A 12,762-nucleotide genomic window follows, 5' to 3' on the forward strand; every position below is an offset into this window, starting at 1 on the left:
CCGTGCTAACGCGGCCCGGCTCCTCCCCCCCCGAGTCGGCCGTGAAGGCGACCCCCACTCTCCCCCCCGGTGGGGGTCGTCGCATGTCCGGACCCGTTTTCCCTTTCCGTGCGTGGTCATGAGGCCATCGCGAGGCGGCCGAGGCCGCCTTTTTTCATGCCCAGGGCCCGTCACTGCGTGTAGTCGCGGGGCTGCGCTGCGGGACTCGTACAGAGGCCAGTACGGGGGTCACCGGTATGGGTGACGGCGATATTCACAGGCCCTGCGTTGTCCACAGTTTTCGACCAAGATCCACACGATTTCCGTGATGCCCGCACCGTGATTCCAACGCGTCCTCGCTCGCGGCGAGTTCATGGCCGGTTCCGTTTGTCGGACGCGTTCGGCCGGTTTCTGTCGGCCGTGCATATGGAGGCCGATCGCCGGTTCTTCACACGTTTGGGAATCGCGGGACCGCAGGGGCCACGCGAGAGACACATCGATGGGGGATGGAAAGAATGGCCGGAACTGTCACACACGATCCGCCACCCGCCGCCGGCGGACGCCAGGGCGGACCGCTGATCGTCACCGAGGACGCCGAACTCCTCGACGACCTGCTGCGCCTGTGCGCGGCGGCCGGCGCGACACCCGAGGTCCATCCCGGGGTCCCGGAGCGCCGGGGCGGCTGGGAGACGGCGCCGCTCGTCCTGGTCGGCGACGACGCGGCACGACGGGTGCGCGGGGCCGCCCGCCGCAACGGGGTGGTGCTGGTCGGCCGGGACCAGGACGACTCCGGGGTCTGGCGGCGCGCCGTCGAGATCGGCGCCGATCACGTCCTGATGCTGCCCGACGGCGAGCAGTGGCTCGTCGACCGCATCGCCGACGTGGCCGAGGGCGTCGGCCGCCCCGCGCTCACCGTCGGCGTCATCGGGGGCCGCGGCGGGGCCGGAGCGTCCACGCTCGCGTGCGCCCTCGCCGTCACCTCCGCGCGGGAGGGACTGCGCACACTCCTGGTGGACGCGGATCCTCTCGGCGGCGGACTCGACGTACTCCTCGGCGGAGAGAGCGCGGAAGGCCTGCGCTGGCCCGCGTTCGCCGCCTCGCGCGGCCGGGTCGGCGGCGGCGCCCTGGAGGAGTCCCTCCCCGAACTCCACTCGCTCAGGGTGCTCAGCTGGGACCGCGGCGACTGCGTCGCCATCTCGCCGCAGGCCGTCCGCGCGGTGCTCGCCGCGGCCAGAAGGCGCGGCGGCACGGTCGTCGTCGACCTGCCCCGCCGCATCGACGACGGCGTCGCCGAGACCCTCGCCCAACTCGACGTGGGCCTCCTGGTGGTCCCCGCCGAACTGCGCGCCGTCGCCGCGGCCGGCCGGGTCGCGTCCGCCGTCGGCATGGTCCTGCGCGATCTCCGGGTGGCCGTCCGCGGGCCGTACGCCCCCGGCCTCGACGACCGGGAGGTGGCCCGCCTCCTCGGACTGCCGCTGGCGGGCGAAGTGCCGCTCGAATCGGGCCTGTTGCGGCCGCACGACGGCAAGGCGCCGCCGGGGGCGGCCGGGAGGGGGCCGCTGGCGCGGTTCTGCCGGGAGTTCTGGGAGCGGGCGCTGGTCGAGGCGGGTGGCGTATGAGCGAGCTGGTGGGGAGTGGGTTCGGTCCGGCTCCGGGCATGCCCGTCGGGATGCTCGACGGTGTGCGGCGGTGGCTGGCCGAGAGCGGGGGCGAGCCGACGCCCGCGCGGGTGGCGCAGGCGCTGCGGGAACAGGGGCGGGTGCTGGGGGACGCCGAAGTCCTCGGCGCGGCCGAGCAGTTGCGGTCCGAACTGGTGGGCAGCGGGCCACTGGAGTCCCTGCTCGCCGACCCCTTGGTGACCGATGTGCTCGTGTCCGCCCCGGACCAGGTATGGGTCGACCGGGGCGGCGGCCTGGAACTGACCGCCGTCACCTTCCCGGACGCGGCGGCCGTACGACGCCTCGCGCAGCGCCTGGCCGCGGTGGCCGGACGCCGACTGGACGACGCACGGCCCTGGGCCGACGCCCGGCTGCCCGACGGGACCCGCCTGCACGCCGTACTGCCCCCGGTCGCCGTCGGCTGCACCTGCCTCGCACTCCGCGTCGTACGACCGCGCGCCTTCACGCTCGGCGAACTGGTCGCGGCGGGCACGGTGCCGCCGGGCGGCGACCGGATCCTGCGGGCGGTGATCGAGGCCCGGCTGTCCTTCCTGATCAGCGGCGGCACCGGCAGTGGCAAGACGACACTCCTGAGCGCGCTGCTCGGACTGGTCGGGCCGGGCGAGCGGATCGTGCTCGCCGAGGACTCGGCGGAGCTGAAGCCGGACCATCCGCACGTCGTACGGCTGGAGAGCAGACCCGCCAACCAGGAGGGCGCCGGCCTCGTCACCCTCCAGGACCTAGTCCGCCAGGCCCTCCGGATGCGGCCGGACCGGCTCGTCGTCGGCGAGGTGCGCGGACCCGAGGTCGTCGCCCTCCTCGCCGCGCTCAACACGGGCCACGAGGGCGGCTGCGGAACCGTGCACGCGAACGCCGCGGCCGATGTCCCGGCCCGCCTGGAGGCCCTGGGTACGGCCGCGGGCCTCGACCGGGCCGCGCTGCACAGCCAGTTGGCGGCGGCACTGTCGGTGGTCCTGCACCTCGTACGGGACCGCGCCGGACGGCGACGGATCGCCGAGGTCCACGTCCTGGAACGGGACCCGTCGGGCCTGGTGCGGACGGTACCGGCGCTGCGCTGGGGCGCGGAGGCGTTCGCGTACGAGCGGGGGTGGGAGCGGCTGCGGGAGTTGATCAGGGGTGCGGGTGAAGGGAGTTGACGGGCCTAGTGCGGGACGGGTGACGGCGAACGGGAGCGGTGATGGACGTGGGAACGGGTGAGATGTCGGTCGGGGTGGCCGCGGTGTGTGTCGGGGCCCTGGTCTGGCTGATGGGCGGGCGGCAGTCCGGGGCGCGGCGGGCGCAGTTGCTGTTCGCGGGCGGCGCGGCGGTGGGCGTCGGACCGCCCTCGTGGGAGCGGGCCGCCGACGAACTGCGCCGGATCCGGGGCCGGTTGCGGGCCGAGTGGTGGTCACTGGGCGTCGGACTGGTGGTCGCGGTACTGGGGGCTTCGGTGGTTCCGGCCGTCGCGGGGGCGGTCGGAGTGCCGTTGCTACGACGGGTGCGGCTGGCCGGTGAGGCCCGGCGGGCGCGGGAGTCGCGCGGCGACGCGGTGATCGCGCTGTGCTCGGCGCTCGCCGGGGAGGTGCGCGCGGGGCGGCAGCCGGGCGAGGCGTTGCTGCGGGCCGCGCTCGACTCCGAGGGGCTCGGGGAAGCACAGGCCGCGGTGCTGGCGGCGGCGCGGTTCGGCGGGGACGTACCGGGTGCGCTCACCTCGACGGCCCGACAGCCGGGCGCGGAAGGCCTGTTGGGGCTCGCCGCGTGCTGGCGGGTGGCCGTGGACCAGGGAGCCGGGCTCGCCGCGGGACTCGACCGGCTCGAAGGGGCGTTGCGCGCGGACCGGGACCAACGGGCCGACCTGCGCGCCCAGTTGGCCGGAGCGCGGGCCACCGCCGTGATGCTCGCCGGCTTGCCGGTGCTCGGGCTGCTGCTCGGCGCGGCGATGGGCGCCGACCCGCTGCGGGTGCTGCTGCACAGCGGGGCGGGACTGGGGTGCCTGGTGGTCGGGGGGTTGCTGGAGGGCTTGGGGATGTGGTGGGCGCTGCGGATCGTGGGCGGGGTGGAGGCGGCGTGAGCGGGGCAGTCGTGGCGGCCGGGTGTCGGAGCCGGTGTCGGAGCCGGAGTCGGAGTCGGAGAAGGAGGACCGAGTGAGTACGGAAGTTGTCCACAGGCTGGGGGTGGCCCTGGGGGTGGCGCTGGCCGCGGCGTGGTTGGTGCGGAGGCTGGACGCGCTACGGCGGGCGCGGCGGGCTCGGCGACGGCTGGCCGGGCTGCTGCCTCGGGAGGCGCGGGAGTCGCGGGAAGTGGAAGTGCCTTCTGCCGGGCGGCGGTTCGAGGCTCGGGATGCCGCGCGGCGGTGGTTGCCGTTGGTGGGCGTCGTGGGTGCCGGGTGGGTGTTGGTCGGTGGGATCGCCGGAGTCGTGGTGGGCGGGGCCGTCGCACTCGCGCTGTGGTGGTGGCGCCGTAGGCAGGTGGCCGACGACACCGGCGCCGAGCGCGACGCGGCCACCGCCGCACGCCAACTCCCTCTCGCCGCCGATCTGCTGGCCGCCTGTATCGCCGCCGGGGCCTCTCCGGTGATCGCCGCCCAGGCCGTGGGCGAGGCGTTGGCGGGACCCGTGGGGGAACGGCTGGCGCGTGCGGCGGCGGAGGTACGGCTCGGCGGCGAACCGGCCGACGCCTGGCGGAGGTTGGCCGCGCTTCCGGGCGCCGGCCCGTTGGCCAGGCTGCTCGAACGGGCCGACGAGTCGGGGCTCCCCGCCGCCGGACCGGTCGCACGGCTCGCGGCGGAGGCCCGCGCCGACTGGACCCGCACCGCGACGGCACGGGCCCGGCGGGCGGCCGTCCTGATCACCGCACCGGTGGGGCTGTGCTTCCTGCCCGCGTTCATCGCCGTCGGCGTACTGCCCGTGGTGATCGGGCTCGCGGGCGGGGCGACGGGAGGAGGTGGCTGATCCAACAACCAGGCAACCAGGCAGCCGAGCAGCCGAGCAATCAAGCAATCAAGCAACTGAACAGACAAGAACCTCACGGGGGTTGAGATGTACAAGGCAGTGCAGGGAGTACGGGCAGCGGCGGTACGGGTGGTCCGAGCGGTACGGGTACGGGTGCGACTCCGCGCCGCGCGCGGGGATGCCGGTATGGCAACGGCTGAATACGCGATGGGCCTGGTCGCGGCGGTGGCGTTCGCCGTGGTGCTCTACAAGGTGGTGACCAGCGGAGCGGTCAGCACGGAGCTCCAGGACATCGTGAAGCGGGCCCTCGATGCGAAGGTCTGAACGCCGGGGCGGCGACGGGGGATTCGTGACGGCCGAGGCGGCCGTGGTCCTGCCCGTGCTGGTGATGTTCGCCATGGCGCTGGTGTGGGGGCTGCTGGTGGTGGCCGCGCAGATCCAGTGCGTGGACGCGGCGCGGTCCGGCGCCCGTGCGGCGGCTCGGCAGGATCCCGCCGAAGCGGTCGTCCGGGTGGCCAGGGACACGGCACCGCGCGACGCGCGGATCGCGGTCTCCCGGGAGGGCGACCAGGTCCATGTGGTCGTGGTCGCCAAGCCACCGATGCTCGGCGGGCTGCCCTTCGAGGTGCGGGAGGAGGCCGTGGCGGTGGCGGAGGAGACGGTCGGCGAGGGGAGGGCGGGGCCGTGAGGTGTCGTATCGCCGTGCTGGGGCGCATGAGATTCCGTCGCCCCGGCCCGGACTCGGACCGTGGGTCCGCCACCGTGTGGAGCCTGGGGGCGATGGCCGTGATGTGCGTCGTGTTCGGGGTCGTATTCGCCCTGGGTCAGGCCGTCGTGGCCCGGCATCGCGCGGCCGGCGGTGCGGATCTCGCGGCCCTCGCGGCGGCCGACCACTGGGCGGAGGGCGGTACGGGGGCCTGCGCCCGGGCGGAGCGGGTGGCGCGGGCGCAGGGGACGCGGCTGGTGCGGTGCGCGGTCGTGGGGGAGACGTCGGACGTGACGGCGGCGTCCGGCCTGGGACCGTTCGCGGCGGAGGTCAGGGCACGGGCGGGGCCTGCGGGGCCGGTTCCGCCTCCGGTACCCGCACCTCTCCCTCCGGTACCCGCACCTCTCCCTCCTGGACCAGCGCTTCCCCCTCCGGCACCGGCGCCTCCCGCAACAGCTCCGTGAGCAACCGCACCGCCCCCCGCTTGTGCAACGGCTCGTTGCCGTTGCCGCACTTGGGGGACTGGATGCAGGACGGGCAGCCGGCCTCGCACTCGCAGGAGGCGATGGCCTGGCGGGTGGCGGTGAGCCAGGCGCGGGCGGTGTGGAAGGCGCGCTCGGCGAAGCCCGCGCCGCCGGGATGGCCGTCGTAGACGAAGACCGTCGGCAGCAGTGTGTCGGGGTGCAGAGGGACCGAGACGCCGCCGATGTCCCAGCGGTCGCAGGTGGCGAACAGCGGGAGCATGCCGATCGAGGCGTGTTCGGCGGCGTGCAGGGCGCCGCCGAGGATCTCGGGGTTGATGCGGGCGGCGTCGAGCTGGTCCTCGGTGACCGTCCACCACACGGCGCGGGTGCGCAGCGTACGAGGAGGGAGGTCGAGTTTCGACTCGCCGAGGACTTCACCGGTGATGACACGTCTGCGGAGGAAGGAGACGACCTGGTTGGTGACTTCGACCGAGCCGTAGCACAACCTGCCCTGGCCCCACGGGAGTTCGATGTCCGTCTCCAGGACGGAGATTGCCGTCGTGTCGCGGGCGACCGTCGAGTACGGGGGGTTGGCCTCCTCCACCAGGGCCACCGAGTCCTCCAGGTCCAGGGCGCGCACCAGGTACGTGCGGCCCTGGTGGAGGTGGACCGCGCCCTCGTGGACGGTCGTGTGGGCGGCGGCCTCGTCGACCGTGCCCAGCAGGCGGCCGGTGCCGTTCTCGACGACCTGGACCGGGCTTCCGCCCCCGCCGCGGATGTCGGTGAGGTCGGCGGCCCGTTCCCGGCGCGTCCAGTGCCAGGCCTTCGCCCGGCGGCGGAGCAGTTTCGCGGCCTCCAGCTGTGGCAGCAGGTCCGCCGTGGCCGGGCCGAAGAGGTCCAAGTCATCGTCGGTCAGCGGTAGTTCGGCCGCCGCGGCGCACAGGTGGGGGGCCAGGACGTACGGGTTGTCCGGGTCCAGGACCGTGGACTCCACCGGCTGGTCGAAGAGGGCCTCCGGGTGGTGGACGAGGAAGGTGTCCAGGGGGTCGTCGCGGGCCACCAGGACGGCCAGGGCGCCCTGGCCGGAGCGTCCGGCGCGGCCGGCCTGCTGCCACAGGGAGGCGCGGGTGCCGGGGTAGCCGGCGATGAGGACGGCGTCCAACCCCGAGACGTCGATGCCGAGTTCGAGGGCGGTGGTGGCGGCGAGGCCGAGCAACTCGCCGGAGTGGAGGGCGCGTTCGAGGGCGCGGCGTTCCTCGGGGAGGTAGCCGCCCCGGTAGGCGGCGACCCGTCGGACCAGTGAGCGGTCGACCTCGGCGAGGCGTTCCTGGGCGATCAGCGCGATCAGCTCGGCGCCGCGCCGGGACCGTACGAAGGCCACCGAGCGGACGCCCTGGACGGTGAGGTCGGTCAGCAGGTCGGCGGTCTCGGCGGTGGCGGTACGGCGGACCGGGGCGCCCTTCTCGCCGTGCAGTTCGGTGAGCGGGGGTTCCCAGAGAGCGAACACCAGCTCACCGCGCGGCGAGGCGTCGTCGGCGACCTCGACCACCGGGAGGCCGGTGAGGCGGCCGGCGGCGACCGAGGGCTCGGCGGCGGTCGCGGAGGCGAGCAGGAAGACGGGGGAGGAGCCGTAGCGGGCGCACAGGCGGCGCAGGCGGCGCAGCACCTGGGCGACGTGGGAGCCGAAGACGCCCCGGTAGGTGTGGCACTCGTCGATGACCACGTACTTCAGGGACTTCAGGAAGGAGGACCAGCGCGGGTGCGAGGGCAATATGCCGCGGTGGAGCATGTCGGGGTTGGTCAGGACGTAGTTGGCGTACTGGCGTACCCACTCGCGCTCCTCGAACGGAGTGTCGCCGTCGTACACGGCCGGGCGAACGGCATTGCCCAGAGGTTGTGAAAGTTCCTTCACGGAACGGAGCTGGTCTGTCGCCAGGGCTTTTGTGGGGGCCAGGTAGAGGGCGGTGGTGCCGCGGCCGTTCGGCGCCTCGGAGCCGTCCAGGAGCGTCGAGAGGACCGGTACCAGATAAGCCAGCGACTTGCCCGAGGCGGTGCCTGTGGCAACGATCACTGACTCGCCGTCGAGGGCGTGCTCGGCGGCCTGTGCCTGGTGGGCCCAGGGGTGTTCGATACCGGCTTCCTGGACGGTGGCGATCACCTCCGCACGAATCCGGTCAGGCCAGACGGCATGGCGGCCCTCACGTGGGGGCAAGTGCTCCGTATGAGTGATGCGCGAAGCCCGGCTCGGTCCGGACGCGAGCCGGTCCAGAACCGTGCCCGGCGAGAGCCCGGACACGGGGTTCGCCGAGGGTCGATCGGATCGCTGATTCTTGGCCATCGGCACCGAGTGTGTCACTGGCGTGACGGACAATGGAGCCAAGGCGTCGTGCACGCCCTGCGGTAAGTGATTGAATGCCATCGCGGCTGGCGAACCGTCCTGGGGGCTCTGCCGAGGTGTCCCATGGGATGACCGCTCGATAGCAAGGTGCTGGAGGATCCGTGGACCTGTCCCTGTCGACCCGTACCGTCGGCGATCGTACGGTCGTCGAGGTCGGTGGAGAAATCGACGTATATACCGCGCCCAAGTTGCGCGAACAGCTGGTCGAGCTGGTGAACGACGGGAGTTTCCACCTCGTCGTCGACATGGAGGGCGTCGACTTTCTCGACTCCACCGGGCTCGGTGTGCTGGTCGGCGGCCTGAAGCGGGTGCGTGCCCACGAGGGCTCGCTGCGCCTGGTCTGCAACCAGGAGCGCATTCTGAAGATCTTCCGTATCACCGGCCTCACCAAGGTGTTCCCGATTCACACCTCGGTCGAGGAAGCGGTGGCGGCCACCGACTGACCGACCGTTCAGGGAGCGGTGAACGACCGCTCCCCGATCGGCCGTATAGACGACCGGTGGACCGGGCTTTCGGCAGCCCGGCCCTCCGACAGCACGCCCGTAGTCCCGAGGGGGATGCATGGCCACCGTTGAACTCCGCTTCAGCGCGCTGCCCGAGCACGTCAGGACCGCCCGACTGGTGGCGGCAGCGGTGGCGCGCAGGGCCGGAGTGGACGAGGCCGTACTCGACGAGGTGAGACTCGCCGTCGGCGAGGCCTGCACCCGTGCCGTCGGGCTGCACCAGAGTGGCGGGATCACCTCTCCGGTGAAGGTGCTGCTGATCGAGGAGGAGAAGCAGTTCTCCATCGAGGTCGGCGACGAGGCACCACGCTCGGCCCCCGGCGACAAGGCGCCCGGGGCGCTGGGCGAGGATCCGGACGCGGAGACCGAGGAGGACGAGATGGGTCTCGCTGTCATCAGCGGGCTCGTCGACGACGTCGAGGTCACCGCGGGAGAGCACGGCGGATCGATCCGTATGACCTGGCCGACCACACCGCCGGCCGCGCCGCTCTCCTGAGTTCTGAGCCGTTCCGCCTCAATATCATTACCCCGAAGGGCCCTACTGAGTAGGGCCCTTCGGCATGTCCGGCCCCGGGTGGCAGCCGTACAGTGATCACGGCAGCCTTTTCGTGAATTCATTCACGATCAATCCACCGAAAATTTGATCAAGCGCCAATGCTTTTAAGGCATTACTATGCGAAGGCCAATTCCGTTTGCCGCGCACTGTTTTGATCAGGTTCCGGTACCTACAATCCGTCCACATCTCTTGAGCTCAGCACAGGCGTCAAGGAGGACGAATGGCGGGGCTTTCTACCCCTCAGCAGTTGGACCACCCCACAACCTTCGCAGCCGCAGTCCTGACCCACGACAATCGCATCCTCGTGATGGTGATCGCCGTCGTGGCACTCGCAGCGCTCGTGGTCGCGGGCATCCTGGTCCGCCAGGTACTCGCGGCCGGTGAGGGCACCGACAGCATGAAGAAGATCGCGGCAGCGGTCCAGGAAGGCGCGAACGCCTATCTGGGACGGCAGTTGCGCACGGTCGGCGTATTCGCCGTGATCGTTTTCTTCCTGCTTCTGCTGCTGCCCGCGGACGACTGGAATCAGCGCGCCGGACGATCGATCTTCTTCCTGATCGGCGCGGTGTTCTCGGCGACCACCGGCTATATCGGCATGTGGCTCGCCGTGCGCAGTAATGTCCGTGTCGCCGCGGCGGCCCGGGAAGCGACTCCGGCGGAGGGTGAGCCGGAAAAGGATCTCACCGCCGTCTCGCACAAAGCAATGAAGATCGCTTTCCGCACGGGCGGCGTCGTCGGCATGTTCACGGTGGGGCTCGGTCTGCTCGGCGCCTCCTGCGTGGTGCTGGTGTACGCGGCCGACGCGCCGAAGGTGCTGGAGGGATTCGGCCTCGGTGCCGCCCTCATCGCCATGTTCATGAGGGTCGGCGGCGGCATCTTCACCAAGGCGGCCGACGTCGGCGCCGACCTGGTCGGCAAGGTCGAGCAGGGCATCCCGGAGGACGACCCGCGCAACGCCGCGACCATCGCCGACAACGTGGGCGACAACGTCGGCGACTGCGCGGGCATGGCGGCCGACCTCTTCGAGTCGTACGCCGTGACGCTGGTCGCCGCGCTGATCCTCGGCAAGGCGGCCTTCGGTGACTCCGGGCTCGCCTTCCCGCTGCTCGTGCCGGCGATCGGTGTGATCACCGCCATGATCGGCATCTTCGCGGTGGCGCCACGCCGGTCCGACCGCAGCGGCATGTCCGCGATCAACCGGGGTTTCTTCATCTCCGCGGTGATCTCGCTCGTGCTGGTGGCGGTCGCGGTCTTCGTCTATCTGCCGTCGAAGTACGCCGACCTCGACGGCGTCACCGACGCGGCGATCAAGGTCAAGGACGGCGATCCGCGGATCCTCGCGCTCGTCGCCGTGGCCATCGGCATCGTGCTCGCCGCCCTGATCCAGCAGCTGACCGGCTACTTCACGGAGACGAACCGCCGTCCCGTGATGGACATCGGCAAGACCTCGCTCACCGGTCCGGCCACCGTCATCCTCGCGGGCATCTCGCTCGGCCTCGAATCGGCCGTCTACACCGCCCTGTTGATCGGTCTGGCCGTCTACGGCGCGTTCCTGCTGGGCGGTGCCTCGATCATGCTGGCGCTGTTCGCGGTGGCACTGGCCGGCACCGGACTGCTCACCACGGTCGGTGTGATCGTCGCCATGGACACCTTCGGGCCGGTCTCCGACAACGCGCAGGGCATCGCGGAGATGTCCGGCGACGTCGAGGGGGCGGGCGCGCAGGTGCTCACCAACCTGGACGCGGTGGGCAACACCACCAAGGCCATCACGAAGGGCATCGCCATCGCCACCGCCGTCCTGGCGGCGTCGGCGCTCTTCGGCTCGTACCGGGACGCGATCGTCACCGCCGCCAACGACGTCGGCGAGAAGGTCTCGGGCCCGGGCGCGCCACTGAATCTGATGATGGACATCTCCCAGCCCAACAACCTGGTGGGCCTCATCGTGGGCGCCGCGGTCGTCTTCCTCTTCTCGGGGCTGGCGATCAACGCGGTCTCGCGGTCCGCGGGGGCCGTGGTCTACGAGGTGCGGCGGCAGTTCCGCGAGCACCCCGGGATCATGGACTACACCGAGACACCGGAGTACGGGCGCGTCGTCGACATCTGCACCAAGGACGCGCTGCGCGAACTGGCCACACCAGGCCTGCTCGCCGTGCTCACGCCGATCGCGGTCGGGTTCACGCTCGGCGTCGGCGCGCTCGGCTCGTTCCTCGCGGGCGCGATCGGCACCGGCACGCTGATGGCGGTCTTCCTCGCGAACTCGGGCGGTGCCTGGGACAACGCGAAGAAACTCGTCGAGGACGGCAACCACGGCGGCAAGGGCAGCGAGGCCCACGCCGCCACGGTGATCGGCGACACGGTCGGCGACCCGTTCAAGGACACCGCCGGTCCGGCCATCAACCCGCTGCTGAAGGTGATGAACCTCGTCGCGCTGCTCATCGCGCCCGCGGTCATCAAGTTCAGCTACGGCGACGACAAGAACATCGGGGTGCGCATCGCGATCTCGGTGCTCGCGTTCCTGGTGATCGTCGTCGCGGTGTACATCTCCAAGCGGCGCGGGATCGCCGTGGGGGACGAGGACGACGCCGAGCGGGTGACCAAGAAGGCGGATCCCGCGGTGGTTTCGTAGGCGGTCCTACGGGGCCCGGTTCGGGGGCCTTACGAGGTCCCGCTCAACCGGCGGGCGGGTGGCGCGAGTTGTGGGCGCCGCCCGCCCGTTCTGTGTGTGTTCAGTCCCTCGCCGTGAGCCTTCTCTCGCTTGGTGCAAATGGTCCCAAAGAGGTTCCTATCGGCCCTCCGGCTCGGAGGTGCGGCCTGTGCGCCGTGTATGTTCCGGGGCCGAGAGCCATGGAAGGGACCAATCCGGTGAACAAGAAGCTCGCGGCCGCACTGTCCGGCGGTGCGGTACTGGTACTGGCGCTGTCGGGATGCGGTGGCAGCGGCGACGACACGGACGCCAAGCTGGACGCCTGGGCCAAGCAGGTCTGCGTCGCGGTGCAGCCGCAGGCGAAGAAGATCGAGGCCGCCAACACGGCGATCCAGAAGGAGACCTCGGACAACAGCACCCCGGCCCAGGTCCGGCAGACCGACTCGCAGGCCTTCCAGGACATGTCCGACGCCTACAAGGCGATCGGGGCCGCCGTGAACTCCGCCGGGGCGCCGGACGTCGACAACGGCGCGACGAAGCAGCAGAACGCCGTCAAGGAGCTCAACGACATCTCCGCGTCGTACGCCGCCCTCAAGAAGCAGGTCGACGGGCTCGACGTCAAGGACCAGGCGAAGTTCGCCGACGGCCTCAAAGGCATCGCGACCTCGCTGGACAAGCTCAGCACCAGCGGGAACGACGCCCTGAAGACCCTCGAAGAGGGCGATGTCGGCAAGGCGATGACCAAGCAGGAGGCCTGCAAGTCGGCGTCCGCGTCGGCCTCGACCGGGACCACCTGACCTCGCCCGGTGAACGGCGCCTCCTGTAGGCGGCGATCTTTCAGTGACTGAAAGATGCCCCGGTACGCGTGCGTGCCGGGGCCTTCGCACGCGCGGGCACGTTGTC

General features: G+C 71.6%; 11 protein-coding genes and 1 pseudogene. 11 read left to right on the forward strand and 1 reads right to left on the reverse strand.

What is annotated here, in order from left to right; translation table 11 throughout:
* The first annotated feature begins 494 nt into the window (after positions 1-494).
* From ssd to ACIBJH_RS46820, 7 genes and pseudogenes are all read left to right on the forward strand, one after another.
* The gene (gene ssd, locus ACIBJH_RS46790; RefSeq protein ID WP_399123142.1) at positions 495-1,598 is read left to right on the forward strand and encodes a septum site-determining protein Ssd; all 1,104 of its coding nucleotides are present in this window, start codon (positions 495-497) and stop codon (positions 1,596-1,598) included.
* Positions 1,595-2,794 carry a TadA family conjugal transfer-associated ATPase gene (locus ACIBJH_RS46795; protein WP_399123143.1) on the forward strand — a complete coding sequence of 400 codons (1,200 nt, stop codon included), beginning with the start codon at positions 1,595-1,597 and terminating at the stop codon, positions 2,792-2,794. The genes ssd and ACIBJH_RS46795 overlap by 4 nt, the downstream gene beginning before the upstream one ends.
* A 41-nt stretch (positions 2,795-2,835) precedes the next feature.
* Positions 2,836-3,708 (forward strand): type II secretion system F family protein, encoded by an 873-nt coding sequence (locus ACIBJH_RS46800; protein ID WP_399123144.1) that lies wholly within the window; start codon positions 2,836-2,838, stop codon positions 3,706-3,708.
* Positions 3,709-3,781: 73 nt separating this feature from the next.
* Complete coding sequence (locus ACIBJH_RS46805) at positions 3,782-4,588, forward strand: type II secretion system F family protein (RefSeq protein WP_399123145.1); 807 nt, start codon at positions 3,782-3,784, stop codon at positions 4,586-4,588.
* Positions 4,589-4,675: 87 nt separating this feature from the next.
* Entirely contained in the window at positions 4,676-4,912 is a 237-nt protein-coding gene (locus ACIBJH_RS46810) for a DUF4244 domain-containing protein (RefSeq protein ID WP_399123146.1), read from the forward strand.
* Entirely contained in the window at positions 4,899-5,276 is a 378-nt protein-coding gene (locus ACIBJH_RS46815) for a TadE family type IV pilus minor pilin (protein ID WP_399123147.1), read from the forward strand. Before ACIBJH_RS46810 ends, ACIBJH_RS46815 begins: the two co-directional genes overlap by 14 nt.
* A gap of 26 nt (positions 5,277-5,302) precedes the next feature.
* Positions 5,303-5,683, forward strand: a pseudogene (locus ACIBJH_RS46820) (Rv3654c family TadE-like protein); the annotation flags it as partial.
* On the opposite strand, the gene ACIBJH_RS46825 reads toward ACIBJH_RS46820, so the two are convergent.
* Complete coding sequence (locus ACIBJH_RS46825) at positions 5,625-8,177, reverse strand: DEAD/DEAH box helicase (protein WP_399123148.1); 2,553 nt, start codon at positions 8,175-8,177, stop codon at positions 5,625-5,627. The pseudogene ACIBJH_RS46820 and the gene ACIBJH_RS46825 sit on opposite strands and share 59 nt — an antisense overlap.
* An 80-nt stretch (positions 8,178-8,257) precedes the next feature.
* On the opposite strand from ACIBJH_RS46825, the gene bldG reads away from it, so the two are divergent.
* From bldG to ACIBJH_RS46845, 4 genes are all read left to right on the forward strand, one after another.
* Positions 8,258-8,599, forward strand: a complete 342-nt coding sequence (bldG, locus tag ACIBJH_RS46830) for an anti-sigma factor antagonist BldG (RefSeq protein ID WP_003975386.1) — start codon at positions 8,258-8,260, stop codon at positions 8,597-8,599.
* Between the two features lie 118 nt (positions 8,600-8,717).
* The gene (locus ACIBJH_RS46835; RefSeq protein ID WP_362982874.1) at positions 8,718-9,155 is read left to right on the forward strand and encodes an ATP-binding protein; all 438 of its coding nucleotides are present in this window, start codon (positions 8,718-8,720) and stop codon (positions 9,153-9,155) included.
* Between the two features lie 280 nt (positions 9,156-9,435).
* On the forward strand, positions 9,436-11,841 hold the full coding sequence (locus ACIBJH_RS46840) for a sodium-translocating pyrophosphatase (protein WP_399123149.1): 2,406 nt from the start codon (positions 9,436-9,438) through the stop codon (positions 11,839-11,841).
* Positions 11,842-12,059: 218 nt separating this feature from the next.
* Positions 12,060-12,656: a small secreted protein gene (locus tag ACIBJH_RS46845; RefSeq protein WP_399123150.1), complete on the forward strand. Its 597-nt coding sequence runs from the start codon at positions 12,060-12,062 to the stop codon at positions 12,654-12,656.
* Positions 12,657-12,762: the final 106 nt, after the last annotated feature.

It is taken from the genome of Streptomyces sp. NPDC050548 (genome assembly GCF_044457385.1).
In the GTDB taxonomy this organism is placed as follows: domain Bacteria; phylum Actinomycetota; class Actinomycetes; order Streptomycetales; family Streptomycetaceae; genus Streptomyces.